24 protein-coding genes are annotated in these 22,668 nt (G+C 38.8%); 14 read left to right on the top strand and 10 right to left on the bottom strand.

Translation table 11 applies throughout. The features are described from left to right. Positions 1 to 53 precede the first annotated feature (53 nt). The 12 genes from ccsA (HDF25_RS00435) to HDF25_RS00490 all read left to right on the top strand — a co-directional run bounded on the left by ccsA (HDF25_RS00435) (position 54) and on the right by HDF25_RS00490 (position 9,480). On the top strand, positions 54 to 710 hold the full coding sequence (gene ccsA, locus HDF25_RS00435) for a cytochrome c biogenesis protein CcsA (protein WP_184621652.1): 657 nt from the start codon (positions 54 to 56) through the stop codon (positions 708 to 710). 17 nt (positions 711 to 727) lie between these two features. After that, the gene (locus tag HDF25_RS00440) at positions 728 to 934 is read left to right on the top strand and encodes a CcmD family protein (protein ID WP_184621653.1); all 207 of its coding nucleotides are present in this window, start codon (positions 728 to 730) and stop codon (positions 932 to 934) included. 163 nt (positions 935 to 1,097) lie between these two features. Beyond that, on the top strand, positions 1,098 to 2,519 hold the full coding sequence (locus HDF25_RS00445) for a Glu/Leu/Phe/Val family dehydrogenase (RefSeq protein ID WP_184621655.1): 1,422 nt from the start codon (positions 1,098 to 1,100) through the stop codon (positions 2,517 to 2,519). 141 nt (positions 2,520 to 2,660) lie between these two features. Next, positions 2,661 to 3,344, top strand: coding sequence for a peptide-methionine (S)-S-oxide reductase MsrA (gene msrA, locus HDF25_RS00450; RefSeq protein ID WP_221450821.1), 684 nt, complete (start codon positions 2,661 to 2,663; stop codon positions 3,342 to 3,344). 221 nt (positions 3,345 to 3,565) lie between these two features. Then, positions 3,566 to 3,976, top strand: coding sequence for a cytochrome c maturation protein CcmE (locus HDF25_RS00455; protein WP_184621657.1), 411 nt, complete (start codon positions 3,566 to 3,568; stop codon positions 3,974 to 3,976). Positions 3,977 to 3,981: 5 nt separating this feature from the next. Then, positions 3,982 to 6,450, top strand: coding sequence for a cytochrome c biogenesis protein CcsA (gene ccsA / locus HDF25_RS00460; protein WP_184621666.1), 2,469 nt, complete (start codon positions 3,982 to 3,984; stop codon positions 6,448 to 6,450). Continuing rightward, positions 6,451 to 7,215, top strand: coding sequence for a Rossmann-like and DUF2520 domain-containing protein (locus tag HDF25_RS00465; protein ID WP_184621668.1), 765 nt, complete (start codon positions 6,451 to 6,453; stop codon positions 7,213 to 7,215). A gap of 39 nt (positions 7,216 to 7,254) precedes the next feature. Next, positions 7,255 to 7,587 carry a 2Fe-2S iron-sulfur cluster-binding protein gene (locus HDF25_RS00470; RefSeq protein WP_184621670.1) on the top strand — a complete coding sequence of 111 codons (333 nt, stop codon included), beginning with the start codon at positions 7,255 to 7,257 and terminating at the stop codon, positions 7,585 to 7,587. A gap of 22 nt (positions 7,588 to 7,609) precedes the next feature. Further along, positions 7,610 to 7,852 (top strand): Fe-S cluster assembly protein IscX, encoded by a 243-nt coding sequence (gene iscX, locus HDF25_RS00475; RefSeq protein WP_183869483.1) that lies wholly within the window; start codon positions 7,610 to 7,612, stop codon positions 7,850 to 7,852. Continuing rightward, positions 7,853 to 8,380: a KdsC family phosphatase gene (locus tag HDF25_RS00480; protein ID WP_184621672.1), complete on the top strand. Its 528-nt coding sequence runs from the start codon at positions 7,853 to 7,855 to the stop codon at positions 8,378 to 8,380. Positions 8,381 to 8,450: 70 nt separating this feature from the next. Further along, positions 8,451 to 8,840: a hypothetical protein gene (locus tag HDF25_RS00485; protein WP_184621674.1), complete on the top strand. Its 390-nt coding sequence runs from the start codon at positions 8,451 to 8,453 to the stop codon at positions 8,838 to 8,840. A 70-nt stretch (positions 8,841 to 8,910) separates the two neighbouring features. Then, positions 8,911 to 9,480, top strand: a complete 570-nt coding sequence (locus HDF25_RS00490; protein WP_184621677.1) for a Maf family protein — start codon at positions 8,911 to 8,913, stop codon at positions 9,478 to 9,480. Here the strand turns inward: HDF25_RS00490 and HDF25_RS00495 are convergent. From HDF25_RS00495 to HDF25_RS00535, 9 genes are all read right to left on the bottom strand, one after another. Beyond that, on the bottom strand, positions 9,456 to 10,385 hold the full coding sequence (locus tag HDF25_RS00495; RefSeq protein ID WP_184621679.1) for an exopolyphosphatase: 930 nt from the start codon (positions 10,383 to 10,385) through the stop codon (positions 9,456 to 9,458). The genes HDF25_RS00490 and HDF25_RS00495 overlap by 25 nt on opposite strands. 5 nt (positions 10,386 to 10,390) lie before the next feature. After that, complete coding sequence (locus tag HDF25_RS00500) at positions 10,391 to 11,716, bottom strand: ABC transporter permease (RefSeq protein ID WP_184621681.1); 1,326 nt, start codon at positions 11,714 to 11,716, stop codon at positions 10,391 to 10,393. Positions 11,717 to 11,719: 3 nt separating this feature from the next. After that, the gene (locus tag HDF25_RS00505) at positions 11,720 to 12,625 is read right to left on the bottom strand and encodes an ABC transporter ATP-binding protein (protein ID WP_184621683.1); all 906 of its coding nucleotides are present in this window, start codon (positions 12,623 to 12,625) and stop codon (positions 11,720 to 11,722) included. A gap of 20 nt (positions 12,626 to 12,645) precedes the next feature. Further along, on the bottom strand, positions 12,646 to 13,410 hold the full coding sequence (locus tag HDF25_RS00510) for a DUF72 domain-containing protein (protein WP_184621685.1): 765 nt from the start codon (positions 13,408 to 13,410) through the stop codon (positions 12,646 to 12,648). 97 nt (positions 13,411 to 13,507) lie between these two features. Further along, positions 13,508 to 14,680, bottom strand: coding sequence for a molecular chaperone DnaJ (gene dnaJ, locus HDF25_RS00515; protein WP_184621687.1), 1,173 nt, complete (start codon positions 14,678 to 14,680; stop codon positions 13,508 to 13,510). A 2-nt stretch (positions 14,681 to 14,682) separates the two neighbouring features. Beyond that, the gene (locus HDF25_RS00520) at positions 14,683 to 15,261 is read right to left on the bottom strand and encodes a nucleotide exchange factor GrpE (RefSeq protein WP_184621689.1); all 579 of its coding nucleotides are present in this window, start codon (positions 15,259 to 15,261) and stop codon (positions 14,683 to 14,685) included. Between the two features lie 126 nt (positions 15,262 to 15,387). Next, positions 15,388 to 16,071, bottom strand: a complete 684-nt coding sequence (locus HDF25_RS00525; RefSeq protein ID WP_184621691.1) for a cell division ATP-binding protein FtsE — start codon at positions 16,069 to 16,071, stop codon at positions 15,388 to 15,390. A gap of 3 nt (positions 16,072 to 16,074) precedes the next feature. Further along, complete coding sequence (locus HDF25_RS00530) at positions 16,075 to 16,278, bottom strand: fructose-6-phosphate aldolase (RefSeq protein WP_184621693.1); 204 nt, start codon at positions 16,276 to 16,278, stop codon at positions 16,075 to 16,077. A 71-nt stretch (positions 16,279 to 16,349) separates the two neighbouring features. Further along, positions 16,350 to 17,369, bottom strand: coding sequence for an acyl-CoA reductase (locus HDF25_RS00535; protein WP_184621695.1), 1,020 nt, complete (start codon positions 17,367 to 17,369; stop codon positions 16,350 to 16,352). A gap of 77 nt (positions 17,370 to 17,446) precedes the next feature. Here HDF25_RS00535 and HDF25_RS00540 point away from each other — a divergent pair, with 77 nt between their 5' ends. Both HDF25_RS00540 and HDF25_RS00545 read left to right on the top strand, forming a co-directional pair. After that, on the top strand, positions 17,447 to 17,797 hold the full coding sequence (locus HDF25_RS00540) for a 4Fe-4S dicluster domain-containing protein (RefSeq protein WP_184621696.1): 351 nt from the start codon (positions 17,447 to 17,449) through the stop codon (positions 17,795 to 17,797). 216 nt (positions 17,798 to 18,013) lie between these two features. Then, a complete protein-coding gene (locus HDF25_RS00545) occupies positions 18,014 to 21,775 on the top strand; it encodes a hypothetical protein (protein WP_184621698.1) in 3,762 nt (1,253 codons plus the stop codon). Positions 21,776 to 21,867: 92 nt separating this feature from the next. Here the strand turns inward: HDF25_RS00545 and HDF25_RS00550 are convergent, their stop codons facing one another. Then, positions 21,868 to 22,668, bottom strand: coding sequence for a hypothetical protein (locus HDF25_RS00550; RefSeq protein WP_184621700.1), 801 nt, complete (start codon positions 22,666 to 22,668; stop codon positions 21,868 to 21,870).

Genomic DNA, 22,668 nt, shown 5'->3' on the forward strand with positions numbered 1-22,668 from the left:
ACTGAGCCTGTCAAATATGATTTGTTTAACCTGCGACCTTAAATCTGAAATAAATGTATAAATCCTGGTGGAAAATTTTGGGAGCAGTGCTTGTAGTTTACTCTACAGTTTTTGGCTTCTTGTCTTCAGCTCCTGCTTTGCCTATATTGCATCAAAGTATTAGAAATCTATATTTCCACGTACCAATGTGGTTCAGTATGATTGTGCTTTTTAGTGTGTCGGTATTTCATAGTATAAAATATCTGAATGGCAATAATGAAACCGATGACAGAAAAGCGGTGCAGAGTGTAAACGCAGGTGTGGTTTTTGGGATACTTGGGATTATTACCGGTGCGGTCTGGGCAAAGTTTACCTGGGGACAAGCCTGGAGTTTTGACGTCAAACAAAATTTTGCAGCTATTGCGTTGCTCTTGTATTTTGCCTACCTGATTCTCCGTAATGCGATTGATGAAGAACAGAAAAGAGCTAAGATCTCAGCCATATATAATATTTTCGCTTTCCCAATGATGGTAGTGCTTCTTTTTGTGTTGCCAAGATTATCTGATTCACTGCATCCTGGTAACGGAGGTAATCCCGGATTTAATGCTTATGATCTGGACAGCCATATGAGAATGGTTTTTTATCCTGCTTGTATGGGTTGGATATTAATAGGTTACTGGATATACACTATCCTTTTTAGAGTATCATCTTTAGAAAAGAATAAAATATAAATCATTAAAATATAGCGATGAAAAGATTAATTACCACGGTCCTGATGTTAATGGTTACGATGCAGCTTTTTGCACAAAGTCAGGATTCTGCAGTTGTTCAAACTCTGGAAGGGTCAGAAAAGATATACGTAGTAGTTGTATGTGTGGGCATTATTTTGCTTGGACTACTGTTTTTCCTCTTCTCAATTGAACGAAGATTAAAAAAACTGGAAAAAAAATCTTGAGGTAAAAAATTATTTTAAAGCCTTTAACACAGGTTTTTGGCTGATTTAAAAGGATGTGTTTCTCTTACACTAAGCAATTATTTATTTGTATTAATCGTTTTTTTTAGTGCAATTTTGCAGTTATAAGAATAAGAACATAATTCAAATTCATAAAAATCAAATAATGGCTACTACAGCAAACGAGACAAATTTTTTTACTGACGTCTGTAAAAACTTTGATAACGCAGCACAATTCACCGGTCACCCAGAGGGTTTACTTTCCCAAATTAAAGCTTGTAACAGTGTTTATCGTTTCCAGTTTCCAATCCGCAGAGGAAATGGCTTCGAGGTAATTGATGCATGGCGTGTTGAACACTCTCACCACATGAGCCCTACAAAAGGAGGGATTCGTTACAGTGAAATGGTTAATGAAGATGAGGTAATGGCATTGGCGGCATTAATGACTTATAAATGCGCAATCGTGAATGTTCCTTTTGGTGGTGCAAAAGGTGGAATTAAAATTACGCCAAAAAACTATACAACAGGTGAATTAGAGAATATCACCCGTCGTTATACTACTGAATTGATTAAAAAGAATTTTATCGGTCCTGGTATTGACGTTCCTGCTCCTGATTACGGATCTGGAGAACGTGAAATGAGCTGGATTGCTGATACATATATGACTATGAATCCAGGTCAGCTGGATGCTTTAGGTTGTGTTACTGGTAAACCTATTGCTTTACATGGTATCCGCGGACGTAAGGAAGCTACCGGCCGTGGTGTTGCTTACGCTGTAAGAGAGTGTGTAAGAGTAACTGAAGATATGCAGAAAATTGGCCTTAAAGCTGGTTTGGATGACAAAAGAGTTATCGTTCAGGGGTTAGGAAACGTAGGGTACCACTCTGCAAAATTCCTTACTGAATTTGGAGCTACTATTGTTGGTCTTTGCGAATTTGAAGGCGCTATCTACAATGCAAACGGATTAAACGTAGATGAGGTATTTGCACACCGTAAATTAACAGGTTCAATCTTAGGTTTCCCTGGAGCTACAGAATTTAAAAATTCTATGGAAGGTTTAGAGCAACCATGCGATATCCTTGTTCCTGCAGCTTTAGAGAATCAGATTACAGTTGAAAATATCAGAAACATCAAAGCGAAAATTATCGCTGAAGGTGCAAACGGACCATGTACTCCTGAGGCTGAAGAAATCTTCACTGAAATGGGCGGTATTATTATCCCTGATATGTACTGTAATGCTGGTGGTGTAACTGTATCTTACTTTGAGTGGTTGAAAAACCTTTCTCACGTAGCTTTTGGCCGTATGGAAAAACGCTATGCTGAAAACTCAAATGCTAACCTGATCAACACACTGGAAAGCTTAACTGGTCAGAGTATCCCGGCTGAGCACCGCTTAATGATTGTTAAAGGTGCGTCTGAGTTAGAATTAGTAAACTCAGGATTAGAGGATACAATGATTCACTCTTACCATGAAATCAGAGAGACTTTGGTAACTAAACCTGGTATTCAGACTTTAAGAACTGCTGCTTTTGTTGGTTCAATCGACAAAATTGCCGTTTCTTACATGAACTTAGGTATCTGGCCATAGGCTGTTTCTAAATAAATAACTCATCCGCAACGTCTACACGTTGCGGATTTTTTTTTGGACTCAACTCTGGTACTGAAGGTCTCATTATGACATTAATCTTGAAATCCCTGCTGCAGCATTTTCGTATATTGGTATGGAGGAATGATTACGATGATCAACCAGTTTAAAAGAGGCAGCCTGTTTTTATTAATCACCGGCCTGCTGTTGACTGCCTGTTCGGGCAGGACCCAGGAAATTGCCAGTAATAATGGTTTTGCAGTTTTACCTGTACCAGATCCAAATGAAGCAGTGGCGACCTTTGCCGGCGGCTGTTTCTGGGCGTTGCAGGAAAGTATGATCCAGCTGAAGGGGGTAAATATCGTGATCAGTGGTTATGCCGGAGGAAGTACAGTAAATCCTACTTATGATGACGTATTAACTAAAAATACAGGCCACGCCGAATCTGTTCAGGTATATTATGACCCCACTAAGATTTCCTATGAGCAATTGGTGCGCGCTTTTTTCTTTGCACATAATCCAACAGAATTGAACAGACAGGGCCCAGATGAAGGTACTGACTACCGTTCAATTGCATTTTATCGTAGTCCTAAAGAATTTAATACGATTCATAAAGTTATGGCCGAAATGGAAGCCGCAAAATATTATGCCGGTAGTTTTGTTACAGAACTCGAGCCCTTTTCTGTGTTTTATCCGGCCGAAAGCTCCCATCAGGACTATTATGAACGTAATCTCTGGGATCCATATATCCGCAACGTATCCAGACCAAAAGTGATACATGTGAGAAAGGAGCTTCCTCAATTAATTAAAGCAGAGTATCTTAAGTGATATTTCTTCTTTCCTGTCAGTTCCCGCACCGGCGAAATGTAGTTTATTTGTCAGCCAACTATCAATATTTTGTCATCTAAAGTATTAGCCCGCTACTAAAATACATTAGGTACTTATATTTTTTATCTTTGTCTACTCTTTTAACAGGTTAGGTAAGCAAGGGGAGATGGATGTAGTGTATTACTATAAACATCAGCATTGATAAAAAACGATATATTCTCATGAAGAAAAGTGCAATTATTGGCTTAATTACTATAGCTATCTGTGTTTGTTTTCTGGTTAGCTTAAATGCTGATACCAGTAATTACTCAACTTTTACAGAAGCGGCTAAAGACTCCAGGGAGTTTCACGTAATGGGACATTGGGCAAAAGAAAAGGGAACTTATTACGATGCATTGAAAGATGCCAATCATTTTTCATTCTATATGAAAGATGAAAAAGGCGACGTGAAGAAAGTGATCTACAGTGGTACTAAGCCACAGGATTTTGAACGTTCAGAAAAACTGGTACTGATTGGTAAAATGAGCAGTGATACTTTCTACGCTTCCAAAATATTAATGAAGTGCCCTTCCAAATACAACAATGACCTGGTAGAGATTAATCAGGACGGACAGGTTAAAAAATACAAATAATTTTAATGGACATACAATTTACAGGAGAAACCCTCCTTCCCGGCAAAGTTGGGCAGTTTTTTATTGTTTTAGCGTTTGCCGCTTCACTACTTGCAACGATTTCTTACTTCTTTGCAACACGGAATAAAGACCTTGCTGATAAATCCTGGCAACGGTTAGGAAGAACCGCATTTCTGATTAACCTGTTTAGTGTTATTGGAATAGGGGTAACCTTATTTTATCTGATCCTGAATCATTATAACGAATACTATTACGTTTATTCTCACTCTTCAAAAACCCTTCCGGTATACTATATCGTTTCTGCATTCTGGGAAGGACAGGAAGGAAGTTTCTGGCTTTGGGCATTCTGGCAATCACTTTTAGGAACTATTCTGATCTGGAAAGCTAAATCATGGGAAAATGGGGTGCTTACAGTTATATCCTTCTCGCAGGTTTTCTTAACGTCTATGTTATTGGGTGTTCAGATATTTGGTGAGCGGATTGGAAGTTCTCCTTTTATCCTGTTAAGAGATGCTGTAAACCTGAAAGAAATGGCTCCGGTAGTATTTGCCGATCCTGAAAATTTTAAAAATTACCTGAAGTTTATTACTGACGGAAGAGGTTTAAATCCGCTTCTTCAGAATTACTGGATGGTTATTCACCCGCCGACATTGTTCCTGGGTTTTGCCAGTATGGTGGTACCTTTCGCTTATGTGATCACAGGTTTATGGCAAAAAAGATATAAAGAATGGGTAAAACCAGCTATGCCATGGGCTTTGTTTGCTGTAATGGTACTAGGAACTGGGATTATCATGGGCTCTTTCTGGGCATATGAGGCACTTAACTTTGGTGGCTTCTGGGCCTGGGATCCTGTAGAAAATGCCTCATTAATTCCATGGTTAACCCTGATTGGTGCTGTCCATGTGATGATTGCCTTTAAAAACACAGGACATGCTTTCTTTACCTCCATCGCATTAGTTCTGGTAAGTTTTGTCCTGGTATTATATGCATCCTTCTTAACCAGAAGTGGTATTCTTGGAGAAACTTCTGTACACTCATTTACCGATCTGGGAATGTTTGGACACCTGATTTTATACAATGTAGTTTTCCTGGCTATCCCGGTTGTTTTAATTGTGTTGCGTTGGAAAGAACTACCAATTACCAATAAAGACGAAGAAACTTACTCAAGAGAATTCTGGATGTTCATTGGTGCACTTGTTGTTACTGTGGCCTGTATCCAGGTTATTTTCTCAACTTCAGTTCCTGTATTCAACAAAGCATTCGGAACTAATTTTGCGCCTCCTATAGATGCGATCAAATATTATAATCAGTGGCAGGCACCTTTTGCTATCCTGATTACAATGATATCCGGTTTCTCACAGTTCTTAAAATACAAACGTACTGATACGCGTAAATTCTACAGTAGCCTGGTCGCTACCTTAGTGATCTCAATTGTGGTTACAGCGGGTTTTGTTTATGTGACTAATGTTTACAACAACCTGATTTATATTTTGTTGTCATTCAGTTGTATGTTTGCCATTCTTTCCAATGCACGTATTCTTTCGCAAGGATTTAGTGGTAAAGGTAAGCTGGTAGGAGCTGCTGTAGCACATATCGGATTTGCTTTGTTACTGGTAGGTGCATTGGTTGCTGCTGCAACAAGTAAGCCCGTTTCTATCAATGCAACCAATTTCATCCCTGTAAAAGACTTTGAAAAGGTAGAGAAACCTGGGGAGAATATGGTTCTGTATAAAAATGAGCCTAAGAAAATGGGACGTTTTACAGTTACCTATACCAACGATACAACTATTGCTCCCAATACCTACTATACGCTGAATTTTAAAGTTATTGAAGAGAAAACCGGTAAGGTTAAAGAAGACTTTAACCTGAATCCACGTGTTCAGATTAACGAAAAGATGGGGCTGATTGCTTCTCCCGATACTAAACACTATCTGACTTACGATGTCTATACACATATTACCAGTGCTCCTGACAAAAAGGAAACACACGGAGATATGGACGCACAAAGTGATGAGCAGAACTATAAAAAACCAAGAATTGTAAATGTGGCTGCGGGTGATACCCTGCATACAAGCAGTGGAATTATCACTGTAAAGAATCTTAACTTCAAACCTACAGCCAAAAGCCTTGCTTTAGCTGAGGGAGATATCGCAGTAGGACTTCCGCTGGAAATTGACCTGAACGGTAAGATTTATAAAACAGAGCCTATATTCTTAGTAAAAGGAAACAATACGTTCGATTTTGCACGTAATATTCCTGATTTAGGTTTAAGACTGAGATTTACCAAAATTCTTCCCGATCAGAAAAAAGTTGAGTTGCAGGTATTTGAAAAACCTCAGCAATCTAAAGACTGGGTAGTATTCAAGTCTATCGAATTCCCTTATATCAATTTATACTGGGTTGGTCTGATCGTTATGGTTATTGGATTCCTGATCTCTATTGTCAGAAGACAAAAGGAAATTAAGACTGTCTAAATGAACATTGTTTGTATAGGCTCCGGAAATGTAGCAACACATCTTGCAATTGCTTTTAAGGCGATAGGAGCTGACATTGTTCAGGTTTGGAGTCATGATAGCCGGAATGCAGAAATTTTGGCTGCTTTAACAAAGGCAGAACCTATCAGTAACTGGGACCATCTTGACCGTACCGCTGACTGTTATCTCATTGCTGTGAAGGACGATGCTATTGCTTCTGTTGCGGCCCATTTAACAGACGTTAAAGGAATAGTTGTTCATACTTCGGGAGCAACATCAATGAGTGTACTTTCTGGATCAAAAAACGGTTATGGGGTGCTTTATCCCTTACAGACTTTCTCCAAATCAAAGGCAGTTGATATGACACAGGTACCTTTGTGCATAGAGGCAGATCAGGAAGAAACACTGGAAAGAATTAAAGCCATTGCCCAGCTGTTAAGCGCTAAGGTTGCCGTTGTGACGACTTCGCAACGTAGTATTTTACATCTGGCAGCAGTTTTTGCCTGTAATTTCAGTAATCATCTTTATGAACTCAGCAGCCAGCTGCTGGAGCGACACCACCTTTCATTTGACCTGTTAAAGCCACTTATACTGGAAACTGCAGAAAAGGTACAGTCAGCTACACCAGCCGAAGCACAAACCGGACCTGCTATCCGAAACGATCAGGAGACTATAAAAAAACATCTGAATCTGCTTGAAGGGGCTCCGGCATTGCAGAAAATCTACGAAACGCTAAGTAATAGCATTAAAAAAACACATCTATAACAGGATTGCGGTTTTTGCTGCTTATTTTTGAGAACAATTATGAATATTTATCAATTAACAGTCAATTTTGAAGAGAAGGGTAAAGAACAGATTCAGTTGCCAATTGCAGGTGGAGAATCAGTACTTGATGTTTGCCTCGATAATGGAATAGATTTACAGCATAACTGCGGCGGTGTATGCGGTTGCAGTACCTGTCATGTATACGTGACTAAAGGAATGGATAACATCCAGGAAATATCTGATAAAGAAGAAGACTTTATCGATAGGGCGGTAAACCCAAAGATTTCTTCCCGATTAGGTTGTCAGTGTGTAGTTATTAACGGAAATATTGAAGTTACTATTCCGAACCAATCTGAGTTTTTAGGCCATTAATTAATAATAAAAGAAAATAAACATGCAGGATAAGTTTGCTTTACCGATTCACTGGCAGGATCATGAAGATATCGCCCAGGAATTATACGAGAAATTTGGTGATGATTTTAATGAATCTAAAATCTACCGTATCAGGTTTACTGAACTGGTAGACTGGGTATTGTCACTACCTAATTTTAAAGGTACAAGAGAAGAAAGCAACGAAGGTCACCTGGAGCAGATCCAGTCTGCCTGGGTTTATGAGTGGAGAGATAACCAGGACTAAATGTTACTGCAAAAGCTTAAAGGGATCACTACCTTCGTCTTTGATGTCGATGGAGTACTGACTGATGGTCATATTATTGCCACTGAGTCTGGAGAGCTTTTGCGTAGTTTCAATATTAAAGACGGCTATGCCTTACAGCTGGCCGTCAAAAAAGGATACCATGTATGTATCATCTCCGGTGGACGGGGCCAGGCGATGGAGAAGCGTTTTGAGGGCCTGGGTATACCAGATGTATTTTTAGGTATTTCTGATAAAGTCCAGGTTTTTAAAGAATACCTGGAAATTTATAATATCAACCAGCAGGAAGTATTATATATGGGAGATGATATTCCCGACCTTCAGGTCATGAAGTTGGTGGGACTTCCAACCTGTCCTGCAGATGCCTGTACGGATATAAAAGCAATCTCTGAGTATATTTCCCCATTTAACGGAGGTAAAACTGCTGTCAGAGATGTTATTGAAAAAGTTCTTCGTATTCAGGGTAAATGGTTCGATACCAACCCTTCAGCTGCTGATTCTAGCAAATAAGTTACAAAACCGGTTTAAACCTTCCTGGATTTTTCAGCTCTATCCCTGAAAACCAACAGATTATAAACAGATGAAAAAATTATTATTGATTTGCGGATTGTTATTCAGTGTAATAACATTTGCACAGGCACAAGGTGGTAATCGTATGGCAGGTACCCCTGAAGAACGGGCAACCAAAGCTACAGCTACATTGACAGAGAAATTAAGTCTGACAGCTGATCAGCAAACTAAAGTCCATGACATTCTTTTAGATCAGAACACACAAATGAACAAGGCCCGTGAAGACGCAGGTGATGACAGACAGGCAATGCGAACTAAAATGATGAGTCTGATGCAGGATAATAATAAAAAGATCAATGATTTATTAAACGATGATCAGAAAAAAACTTATGCAGCTTATCTGGAAGAAAGAAGAGGAGCGATGAAAAGCAGAGGAGCCGGACAAGGTACACAACCTTAAAAAGGGTAAATATTTAAATAACAGAAGCGGCTTTGAGCCGCTTTTGTTATTTTAGCGCAAAATATATCATATGTACAAGCAAACTACTCCTTTAATACTGGCTTCTAAATCGCCCCGTCGCCAGGAACTGATGCAACTGATGGGGCTTGATTTTAAAGTTCTGTTAAAGGATGTAGATGAAAGTTATCCGGAAAATCTTTCCCCTGCAGAGATAGCCTGTTATATCTCGGAAAAGAAGGCTGTGGCCTTTGCAGAAGAACGTTTCTCCAGCCTGGTAATCACCGCAGATACCATAGTCGCTTATCAGGGAGAGATTTTAGGTAAACCTGAAAATGCAGCACATGCCAAAGAAATGTTGCAGAAATTATCAGGTACGAGCCACCTAGTATATACAGGTGTAAGTCTGGCTTACAAAGACAAGCTTAAAACCTTTTTTGATCAGACAGAAGTTTGTTTCAGAGTACTAACCATAGAAGAAATCGAACATTATATCCAAAAATACAATCCGCTCGATAAAGCCGGTTCATATGGCATACAAGACTGGCTTGGATTTATTGCCGTCGAGCAGATTACGGGTTCTTACACGAATGTGATGGGGTTGCCAACCGAAAAACTCTATCTGGAGCTGTCAAATTTCTGATCTGCCTGGATAGCGTGCAGTACCCCCATTTTTAAATCATAAGTAGATAAACTGACCGATTTTAGCCCCATTTCTTCCAGGATATAACTGGTCAGAATTGCAGCAATGACTATCATGTCTACTCTTAGCGGAATCAGATTCGGCATAATTGCCCTTTCTGCATGTGTAGAAGCAATCAGCTTTTCGGAAAGTAACTGGTATGCATTTATGTCCAGTGCCGCAGAGCTGATTGTTTTGATATCCGTGTCTTTCAGCAACATGGCAGCGAAGGTCTCAAATGCTCCGGCCGAGCCAATCAGGACCTGTGGATGGTCAATTGAACAGGCTGTTTTTAATTCAGTCAGTTCCCGGTCAAGATGTTTCCTGATACTGGTTTTTTCCTCCGTACTGATCGGATCTGTATGAAAATAAGCCTGCAATAATCTTGCAGCACCTATATTATAACTTTTCTTCCATAAATAGCCATCGGGATTACAGATAATAAATTCTGTACTGCCCCCGCCAATATCCATAATCAGAGATGGTTGTTTGATTACACCCGTAGCTTTTACTCCATTAAATATAAAGGCAGCTTCCTGTTCACCAGTGATGACTTCAATGGTTATTCCAGCTCTCGAAAGTGCTTCATCTACAAATTCAGCACCGTTTGCAGCACTCCGTATGGCAGAGGTAGCTATCGCCCTGACAATTTGAACCTGTTGTCTGTCTAGTTCAGCCTTAAAACCTTTTAAGGCCTGTATACCCCGTTCAAAAGCTTCAGGAATGATTATGTTTTCATTAATACGTCCCTGGCCCAACTGTACCGGCAGATTAGTTTTATAGCAGACCTCAACTCCTGAAGAAGAGAGTTCCGCTATAATCAGATGAAAAGTATTTGTACCCAGGTCAATAACAGCAGCCTTCATCCGGGTTAATTTTTATAAGTAAACCATTTGATCATCTCTCTGAAGCTGGTCTTTTTTCCATACATCAGAATACCCACACGATATATCCTTGAAGCTACCCAGACGGTGCCTATAAAACCAACAATCAGTAAAGCCATAGATAAAGCCAGCTGCCAGTCAGGTACACCATATGGTAATCTGACCATCATAGCAATCGGAGAAGTAAAAGGAATCATCGATAACCAGAAAGCGAGCTGTCCATAAGGATCATTCGTAATCACACTCAACGATAGTGCATAACCGACAAACAAAGGCATCATGACGGGCATAATAAATTGCTGGGTTTCTGTTTCGCTGTCTACTGCCGAACCGATCGCTGCATAAAGTGCACTATAAAACAAGTAGCCACCGATAAAGAAGAAAAGGAAAACCAGTACAATCTTGGTCAGATCCAGACTAGCCAGGCTCTTTTGCACATAAGCAATGGGACCAGCTTCGGCTACATCTGCGGCTACTTTAGTTGGTTTCACCTGGGTATTGGATACGGTGACCTGTTTTAAGTCTTTTTTATCTGAGAAGATCTTCACCGCGACCGTTGAAATAGCTGTTGTTAATACAATCCAGAGGATAAACTGCGTGAGTCCTACTAAAGCGATCCCAATAATTTTACCCATCATCAGCTGAAAAGGTTTAACCGATGAAATCATGACTTCAATTATTCTGCTTGTTTTTTCCTCGATGACCCCACGCATCACCTGTATCCCATAAAGCAGGATAAACATAAACATGAGTATGCCCGAAGCAGAGCCGATGATTGTAATTGCCCCCGCACTGGAGTCTTCCTCATTACCCGTTTCGTTGATCGTTTTGTTATCTATATTGACTGATGACTGTAACTTGTCCAGGTCTTCCTGGGCAATGCCACTTTCTTTTAATTTTTGCGTTCTGATTGCATTTTCCAGTGCATCTGTCACTTTACTGTTGAGTGAAAGACTGGCTTGTTTAGTGCCAAATAACTGGATGCCATCCGGATGCCCCAGATTGAAATCCGGGAGATATAATACATAATCATAACCCGATTTTCCCATATTTGATTTCATCTCGGCAAGAGATTGACCCACATAGGTATAAGAAGCATTTTTTGAAGAAACCAGCTTCTCCGTTAATGACTTGTTTTCATTAACTACAGCTATTTTATTAAAGGTGCCCGAGGCACCCTGTATGGAAAAATAAATAATGATCCCATAGAAACCTGCGATAATTAAAGGAGTAAGTAAGGTCATCAGAATGAATGACTTTTTCCTTACCCTCGAAAGGTACTCTCTGCGTATAATGAGTAAAATCTTATTCATAGTTTAATTTTCTTGTTTAACCTGATCAATAAAAATGTCATTCATGGTTGGAATAACCTCATCCAGGCGATGTATATTGACTATTGGCAGTAATGCTGATAAAAGCTGATTGGCGGTCTTACCGGCCATTAATCTGACCTTTAGTATAGTTTTCCCCCTCAGGGTATCTTTCTGGAGAACTTCAAAAATATCAGCGGTCAGTTCAGGATTATAATCGCCGTCAAACTCAACCCAATAAGTGTTGTTTCTGTATTTTTCTTTAATATCCAGCACTGATCCGTCCAATATTTTTTTGGAACGATGAATTAAAGCAATATTATCACATAATTCTTCTACAGATTCCATGCGGTGTGTAGAAAATATAAATGTTGCTCCTTTTTTGTTCAGTTCGAGGATTTCATTTTTTATGATGTCTGCATTTACCGGGTCAAAACCAGAAAAAGGTTCGTCCAGGATAATCAGTTCCGGTTCATGCAATATCGTAGCTACAAACTGTACTTTCTGCTGCATACCTTTACTCAGGTCTTCGACCTTTTTGTGCCACCAGCTTTCCATTTCCAGTTTTTCAAACCAGTACCTGATTCTTTTGGTGGCTTCGGCGGTAGTCAGTCCTTTTAACCTGGCCAGGTATAAAACCTGTTCCCCTATTTCCATTTTCTTATATAAACCACGTTCTTCGGGGAGATAACCTATTTGTGCGATGTGATTGGCATTCAGGCGTTGACCATTAAAAATTACTTCACCACTATCAGGTGCAGTAATCTGTGTGATAATTCTGATCAGGGAGGTTTTCCCGGCACCATTAGGTCCGAGTAAGCCGAAAATCTTGCCTTGTTCTACTTCCAGACTTACGTCGTCCAGTGCAAGATGTGAGGCATATTGCTTGACAATATTGTTTACACGAAGCATTTATTATTCGATTTAGTTTTTTAGTTACCGTTTAGACGTAAAAAAGTGGTTTTGTTACAAAAACCGGTTCTGCCATTGAGCAATTCAATCAACTGTGCTGCATTGGTTAGTGCAGCTGTGCCCCAGGTATTGTTGAAATATACGAATACTTGTTTGTTTACCGGGACTATAACCGAAGCGAATTTACTAATTTCCTCTGCTGTATACAGAGATTTGTACAATACAGGTTTGCCATGAAAACGATAATAAACCGGGTTTGTAAATTGAATAACCTGATCTGGCAGTGCCGATGGATAACTGAGACCACTAAATGTGACATTTTTATTTTTGAATTCAGTGAATACGTCATTATTCCACCAGCTAATATGCCTGAATTCAACGACATTATGAAAGGCCTGACTTAAGTTTTTAAGAATCAGTGATAACCGATCTGCAGTATAGGTAAAAGAAGGAGGGAGCTGGAAGAGTACACAGCCCAGTTTTTCTTTTAACCCGCTGGCGATGGTCTGGTAAAAATTACTGATGAGTTCTTCTGTATCACTGAATTTAGCCTCGTGTGTAATTTTTGCGGGAGCTTTAATCGTAAACAGAAAGTCATCAGAACTGGTGTGGTACCAGTTGTCCATAGTTTTTACAGTAGGTAATCCATAAAATGAAGAGTTAATCTCGATGGTATTAAAATGCCTGCAATAATAACCAAACCAATCTTTTGATGGTAGGTCAGCAGGATAAAATACACCTTTCCATTCCTTGTAATGAAATCCTGAACAACCGATTCTTATCATAAACCATATAACAAGGATCCGGGATTAAAGTTTAGCGCATAAAAAAACAGGCTGTATCGTTTCCGTTACAGCCTGTTCGTTATATTAAGTTTCGGTATTATTCGAAATATTCTTTCATTTTCTCAAAGAAACTCTTGTCATTTTTACCTGGCTGAGGTTTGAAGTTTGGAGATTCACGTAATTTCTCCAGCATATTACGTTCCTCACTGCTCAGTGCTTTAGGCGTCCAGATATTCACATGAATGATCTGGTCTCCGCGATGATAAGAATTCACCTCAGGGATACCTTTCGCTTTCAGACGTAATAATTTTCCGCTTTGCGTACCCGGCTCGATTTTGATTTTTGCTTTACCATCAATGGTCGGTACTTCAGCGCTATAACCCAAAGCAGCATCAATGATACTTAAATGCAGGTCATAAACAATATTGTTTCCTTCACGTTTCAGTGTTTCATGAGGGATTTCTTCAATCAGTATGATCAGGTCACCTGGTATACCACCATTTGGGGCAGCATTACCTTTTCCGCTCATGCTTAACTGCATACCATCACTTACACCCGCAGGGATATTGATTGTAATTGTTTCTTCACCACGCACAGTTCCATCACCATGACATGAAGTACATTTAGAAGTAATCTGTGATCCGGCACCGTTACAGGTCGGACAGGTAGAAGTAGTTTGCATCTGTCCCAGGATGGTATTGGTTACCCTGCGAACAGAACCACTGCCACCACAGGTTTTACAAGTGCTGATTGAAGATTTGTCCTTAGCCCCTGAACCATCACAGGTTTTACATACAATCTGTTTGTTGACCTTTATTTTTTTCTCTGCGCCATGCGCAATCTCTTCAAGGGTAAGTTTAACTTTGATACGAAGATTAGAGCCTTTGGCTACACGTCTGCCGCTGCTGCGTTGCTGTTGTCCGCCAAAGAAACTATCGAAAGGGCTGCCACCGCCACCGCCGCCACCAAAGATATCCCCAAACTGGCTGAATATATCTTCCATGTTCATGCCGCCGCCGCCATAACCGCCACCGCCTGAAGCCCCTCCAACTCCTGCATGACCATAATGATCATACCTTTGTTTTTTCTCAGGGTTACTTAATATTTCATAAGCTTCAGCAGCTTCCTTAAATTTATCCTCAGCAGTATGGTCATTCGGATTTTTATCCGGATGGAACTTTATAGCCAGCTTTCTGTAAGCTTTTTTAATCTCTTCAGCTGAAGAATTTTTGGCTACACCAAGAATATCATAATAATCTCTCTTACTCATAATTAACTACCTACAACAACTTTTGCAAAGCGTATAACTTTATCATTTAAAGTATATCCCTTTTCTAATTCATCTATGACTTTTCCTTTCAGCTCTTCAGTCGCTGCCGGAACTTTAGTGATTGCTTCATGAAGGTCAGTGTCAAAAACAGTATTCACACTTTCCATTTCTTTTAATCCTTTTTGATTAAGGATGCTTTTAAGCTTGGTATGTACCAATTGAATTCCTTCACGGATCGCAGTGATATCAGTCGCGTTTTCAGTTGCTTTATTTGCACGGTCAAAATCATCCAGTACAGGAAGCATGGAAATGATTACATCTTTACCAGCAGTCTGTAAAAGTTCAACACGTTCTTTTTGCGTACGTCTTTTATAGTTATCAAATTCAGCAAAAAGGCGAAGATATTTATCATTCAATGCTGCATTATCGAGTTTTAATTGCTCTTCAGCAGAGATTTCCTCAACAGGTTCAGTGATAGTATCCGCATTCGCGTCATCAGTTTGCTCTTTGTTCAACTGCTCTTCAGCAATATTTTCCGTAATAGGATTTTCTGTATCGTTTGTTTTCTTCTTGCTAAACATGGTATAGTAGAATTTTAGGATGCAAACTCAAAAGGTTTGCCAATGAAGTATATCAGCCATGCTGTCAGTTTTGTTTGAACAAGACTGTACAGAATGGCTGAAAAAGAATTATTTTGTCAGGAATGATTAGTTAATTGTAGCATCATCATGCACGATACCAGCTTCACATTTGATAATACGTGAAGGCAGGGTACGGATGATATGATAGTCATGGGTAGCCATAAGTACGGCTGTACCATTCTGACTGATTTGTTTCAGTAACAGGACTATTTCCTCCGAAGTCTCAGGATCTAAGTTTCCGGTGGGTTCATCTGCCAGGATAATATCAGGATTATTCAACAGTGAACGGGCGATAACTACACGTTGCTGTTCTCCGCCAGAAAGTTCATGCGGCATTTTTTTGATCTTGGAACGTAAGCCTACTTTTTCAAGTACATCCTTAATCCGCTCCTGGATCAGATTTTTATCTTTCCAGCCGGTAGCCCTTAAAACAAAATCAAGATTTTTTTCAATGGTGCGGTCTGTCAGCAGCTGGAAATCCTGGAAAACAATTCCCAGTTTTCTGCGCAGATAGGGAACATCTCTTTCTGCCAGCTTTTTCAGGTCAAAACCTGCAATTTCTCCCTCACCATTACCGATATGAAGATCACCATAGATGATTTTCAGTAAACTGCTTTTACCCGAGCCGGTCTGTCCGATTAAAAATACAAATTCACCCTTGTCTATGTTAAGGTTAACATTAGAAAGTACGAGGTGTTTTTGCTGGAATACATCTACGTTTTTTAAATTTATAACTGCGTTTCCTGTCATGTCTTAAATATCTAATTTTGCAATCTGGCCAAAAGGTAAATTCTTTACCATATCCATAATATAAGGCAGTTTATCGCCAAGCCCTAGTTTGTCCAGTGATTTATCCGGACGGTCTACCCTGAAATAAGCCAGTAAGGTGAATTTATCATCCCTCAGTTGGACATAATCCGGGATCTTGGCAATACCTTTAACTTTGATTACATACATTTTGTTCAAAAATAGTGTTTCAAAATGAGAAAATAAGAGCCTGTTTAAATTTAGATGCTCAAATAGGCGGCTTATAAGCTGTTCAAAAAAGTAATCGTATCCACATTATCTGCATAATCCCATAAACGCGGATGCTGGCTTTGTCCAAATGTCACAACTTCGGCATCCAGCTGCAAATCAACATTAGATACCACACACTGTATATTTTCGCCGATAGCTTTAAGTTTTGTGGTCAGCTCTTCCAGAGATTGATACCTTTCAAAATACAATACAGCAAGAGGAGAGGAGAGCCCTTCATCTTCTTTGACCAGTAAAAAGCCGTTGTCAAAATGCTGAACGGTATTTACCAGGTAAATAGACTTATTATAATCGTAATTATTATTGTATTTGAAATGATTAATAATGGGCTGAAACTGTTCCAGGGGTTCAAAAAAGTTTTTGATTTCATAATCTTCAGGCAGATAGATTTTGGATACATTTCTGCAGCCCAGTCCGAAATAATCAAAAATATCATGACCAAGCAGAGCGATATCTTCTGTACTTTCCCGGCCATCCAGTACTGCGATGCTATTTCTGTTTTTCCTGATGATATTGGGCACTTTGCCAAAGTAATACTCAAAGTAACGGGACGTATTATTACTGCCAGTGGCGATGATCGCGTCAAAATCTTTCAGTCTTTCAGCATAAATGATTCTGTCAGACAGAAGCGGTTCAAATAAGACCAGTTGCTTAAGCAATGCAGGCAAAAGCTGACTGTCTGAAGATGACAGCTTAATAACCGCTATATTACCCGTGGCCAGTACCGACAGTATATCATGGAAACCAACCATTGGAATATTTCCGGCGAGGATCAGACCTACCTTTTTTGGGTTTTGACTAACATTAATCTGCTGAAACCATTTTTCCAGATCATTTAAATTCAGCATTTCCTGCAGAGAAGATAAAGATCTATTTACCTCATCCGTAGTGAACCAGGCATTATGGTTAGGAGCTGAACTAATCGTATTACTAAATTCATCTCCAGGGTGATTTAGAAAATCACTTAGTTTATGGAATGCAATAATTAACTTTTCAGCGGTTAGGATTGACATGCTTTGATTAATTTTAAAGTATAAATGTTATATTTGCAAGGCAAAGGTAACTTTAGCAAATAGATTTATACGAAGACATGGCTATTAAAATAACAGACGAATGTATTAATTGCGGAGCATGTGAGCCTGAATGCCCGAATAATGCAATTTATGATGCAGGCACAGCCTGGAGATTTTCTGATGGTACCAATCTAAATGGTATTATCGATTTTGGGGATCAGGAGATTGATGCAGGAGCAGCTCAGGAAGCAATATCTGACGAAGTGTATTATATCGTTTCAGATAAGTGTACCGAATGTAAAGGTTTTCATGATGAACCTCAGTGTGCGGCAGTGTGCCCGGTAGATTGTTGCGTGGATGATGAAGATATCCGTGAGACTGAAGAAGAATTATTAAAGAAGAAAGCCTGGTTACACCAGGAAGGTTAATTCTTCAATAAAAATATAAATGGAAACAGGCTATGCAGATAGCCTGTTTTTTTTTGTCCGGACATTTTTTGTGGCGTTAATTTAATATAAGCATAATATTATTGCTTAATACGGGTTGATTTATTGAGTAATTTCGCAATCAGAAAAATATATGCTCATCAATCCATAAAATAGTCATTTGAGTAGGACTGTTTTTATGCCCCCAGTTTTTTAGCCATGAATAAATTTAGCTCATCTTGTTATCTCTTTTTGTTTTTAATTTTCTCTGTTATAGTGGCTTTTGCCCAAAAGACAGATGAACCACAGAATAAAGCACCCGTAAATTTGCCCCAGGTTATACAGGCCTCACCAGAAGCTGCTGCATTAGGCAGATATGGGGATCAGCAAGTAGGACTGAATACGGGGACTGCCGCTGTTCAAATACCTTTATACGCTTTAAAGACTAAAAAACTTTCGTTAGCGATTGGTCTTAGTTATAGTTCCAATGGAGTAAAGGTGAATGAATATGCCTCAAAAGTTGGGATGAGCTGGGTTTTAAATGCTGGTGGAGCGATTACAAGGACAGTATATGATAAACCTGATTTAGCAGTACCAAGAACTATTTTACCCCCTAATCGTAATTTTCATAGTTACAATTCAGGTTTAAATAATTCAGGGAGCTCATTATATCAAACTAATCAGGAGTTATTATCCTGGCTGGAGTCGAACGGGAACAATTCGACCGATATGGAGATGGATGAGTTCAACTTCAATTTTAATGGTTATACAGGGAAATTTGTATTTGATAATAATAAAATCCCGGTCTTACTGCCTCAGTCAAATCTTAAAATTGAATATCAGGACCAACCAGATTCCAAATGGAATTTTAAAATTACAACTCCCGATGGTACCCGATATTACTTTGGTGGAGTGGCTTCTGAAATGACCCAAAGTTCTACTGGGTATAGTAATCACGATCGATATGCGAGTGCATGGTATTTAAACCGGATTGAAAGCGCTGGAGATCCTACTGATTACCTTACATTTAGTTATGGAGAAACATCTTATGGATTTTATCCTGGCGTTTCTCAGAATGTAACACTGGAAAATAAGCCGCCTACATTATATGGATCTCCAAGACCATATGGATATTCAAGTGAAGTAAATGCGAATATACCTGGTCTGGGGTTAATGAATTTTACAAAACAAAATATTGGTATTTCAGGTGTTTATCTGAAAAGTATCAACTCTTCTCATTATGGAATTGTAAAATTTTCTTATCAGAGTAAACCTGATGTTATTTCTAAAGCGGACTATCTTTTAGAAAAAATAGAAGTGGACTTTGGAGATGGGAAGGCAGCGCTATTGTATAGTTTTAATTATGATATAGTTAGTCCAGGTGGGCCTAAAAACGAGATAAGTGATTATTATGCCAGTGATTATTTTTCACTCCTGGAAAATTTGTCAAGGCCTTTTTTGAAAAGTGTAGTGCAGACAACAGCCAACGATTCCTCATTGAGTAAGAAATATAGTTTTGAATATCTTGATAAGGGTAATTTACCTCCTCATCTGGCATTTAACCAGGATCATTGGGGATATTATAATGGTAAAACTGGGTTGAACTCACTCATTGTTCCTGAAAGTAATTATATTTTACTTGGTAATACATTGATTAGCAGGTTGAAAGTAAATCGTGATGTAGATTATGATTATGCACAAAAGGGGATGCTTAGCAAAGTTATCTATCCAACTGGGGGCTCAACAGAATTTTTTTATGAGGGTAATTCTTCTAATGGGCAGACCCCTGTATTAACGTCAGGGGACTTCACGGCGAATAATCCTGATGTTGAAGTTCAGCGTATAGACCTTAGTACTGCAGGAAAACCAAGTGCAACCTTCAGAGTTACGGCCCCAATAACGGTAAACCTGACGATGAATATTAGTTGTAATTGTCCTAAAGGAGGGGGGTGCCCCATATTACCAGATGGGACGCTGGCGGGTGAATTGGTTTTTAATCAATTAACCAGCATAGCTAAACTGGATTTTGCTCCATTTAATGCAAGAGGGGATTGTTCAAGATCATCTGGAGGGAGTTATAAATTAGAGGCAGGAAGTTACGGTGTCGGCGTGTTAAACCGGGGACCTTATACGATTACAATTTCAGTGACAAGTCCTGATGGTAAAATATTTGTTCCCTATCAGTCTATACCTGGAAATCCTGCTATACCAGTTCATAAATCTCTTGATGGTACATTTTACGGTGGTGTCAGGGTAAGAAAAATGATTGATACCGATCCTGTAAGTAAGCAAGTGAAAACAACTAATTTTTTGTATAGTGGGATGTCGGGATCATATTTACCCTTATATCAGCTAAATATCTGCAGATACGGTTTGGGGACAATGCCTCTTTCTTCTCCTACTCAGTATTATACCAAACCAAGTATGCCATTGGACTATGCAGAATACTACCAGTACCTTGCTGGTACTTATTCAAATCTTGTAGGTAGAAACTCATATAATGTATCTTATAAAGCAGTTACAGAAAAATATGGTGATAACTATGAAAATGGGGGAATAGATCATATTTACTCCTATAATCAGAACAATAGTAGTTCAATTGCCAGATATGGAGGGCATATTGTTGAAAATGTAAGTCCGCCAGATCTTTCCTGGAGGAATGGACTTGAATTATCAAAATCTATCTATAAATATATTAATAACATTAAAGTGCCGGTTCAGGAAATTACAAATGTTTATACAGTAGATCCCCGTATCAGTAAATCCTTTGAACAGTTTATCATTAAAAATAATGGCAATGATATCTTTGTCTGTTCGCCTGGTATAACCTATTGTTTAGATAATTACTCAGTTGTTGGATGCGGACCATATTTATTTGCAAATGACTATGGTTATAATAAAAGAGAGAGTATTTATGATGTATATGCTGTGACCAGCAAGCAGGAATGGCAGTATTTATCACAAACCAAAACACTGAATTATGATGTTAACGGGCAGAATCCTGTAACCAATATTGAAAACTATTATTATGATAATTCTGCTCATACACAACTTAGCCGCAAAGCAGTGACTAACAGTAAAGGTAAAGTTCTGACTTCATTGCATACTTATGCAGATGATTATCCTGAAGGAGTGACATTTATAAATGATATGAAAACTAATCATTTGACTGGGGTACCAATTGAGGAGGTAAATTATCAGACTGAAGGGAATACTACAGAAATTACTTCAGGGAAAATGACAAGATATACAGTTGGTGGAACAGGTTTGATTGATACTGTGTTATTAACTGAAGCAACTGATCCGATACCGTTAGCTGGTTTTAAATTTTCTAACGCGATAAAGGGGCAATTACCTGCGGCAGGAGCAGGTAGTAGCTATAGTCTGGATGGCCGCTATGTTCCCAGATTATCTTACCGTTATAATCTGACAGGAGATCCTATAACAATCAACTTATTAAATGGAAGACCAGAAGCCTATCAGTGGGGTTATAACAATCAATATCCGGTAGCAGAAGTTAAAAATTCCAGATACAATAACATTTTCTATGATGGCTTTGAGGAAGGAAATGGTAATAGCAATTTAGATGACTCGAAGACGGGGCATTATAGCTATACTAGTAGTTCTGTTGGTTATTCGAAAAAAATTGACGGACTTGATGCTGGTCTGTACACGTTAAGCTACTGGAAAAAGAACGGTGCAAACTGGTCATGGGTTGTTAATACTGCTGTGTCGGTTACTGGAACCAGTTACACCATAAGTATTCCTGCAGGTAACCAGATAGATGATATTTGTTTTTATCCATCAAATGCCCAAATGGCTACTTATACTTACGATCCGTTAGTAGGTATCACAAGTATGACCGATGTCAAGGGAAATACGACATATTATGAGTATGACAGTTTTCAAAGGTTATTAAACATTAAAGATAAAGACCGAAATATTGTGAAAAGATATAGTTATCATTTTCAGGGACAATAGATTCTTGAAATCTTAGTATGAAATTTCCATAAAATCTTTGCCAAAAATATAAATGGAAACAGGCTATGCAAATAGCCTGTTTTTTTTTGCCTTTACCATTCTCTGTGTAGTTCGATTACCTTTTCGGCTTCCGCTTCATTCAAACCTCTGCCGGAAGCAATTTCAATTAATTTATCAATGATAGCTTCGGCCTCAATCGTTGAAATAAATGATTGTTTCCCGTCGATTTTATTAATAGCCAGAACACACTTTTTTAATTCTTTAGTTGCCCCTGTCTGATCCGTGCCCTGTTCAAACGTTGAGATTGTTTTTTCCGTTTTGACAATATTTTCTGGTTCAACATACTCCAGCCAGTCTTTGAAATAGATTGGTATCGTACTGCTTCTTTTTTTTGTTTTGCCTTTTTCTTCCTGTTCAAGTCCCCAGAGGATGACCTGCCAGGCTAAATGATTATAGGTAATATCAATTCCTTCATCATTTGTTCTACATTGAACGTTATAAGAGAAATCTTCAGAAATTTCAGGATTGAAGCTACTGCTGACTTTTAAATTATCAAAAAATATCAGTTTGTATTTACTCTTCATCTCCTGGTACATCAGGTCTGTTCTGAACTTTATATTCGGTTCTGAATTCCAGATCCCGGCAAAAAGAATTGTCTTTTTCCAGATATATTTTGGTTTGTAAATTCTTTGCAGGTCTAATTCTTTGGCGGATTCTGGTAATTTCCGGAATGTCTTTTCAAAAAAGACAACAAAGTAACCAAACCTGTTTAATTGGTCCTGCGTTTCCGCTGCATGGATTACCTGCAGGAAATAAAACGTTTTGTTAACTTTTACATAGAAGACGTCCCCTGGTTTGAGGTCTTCTGCAACTATATCGTCTATGGGTGTCAT

Source organism: Pedobacter cryoconitis (genome assembly GCF_014207135.1).
Lineage (GTDB): Bacteria > Bacteroidota > Bacteroidia > Sphingobacteriales > Sphingobacteriaceae > Pedobacter > Pedobacter cryoconitis_D.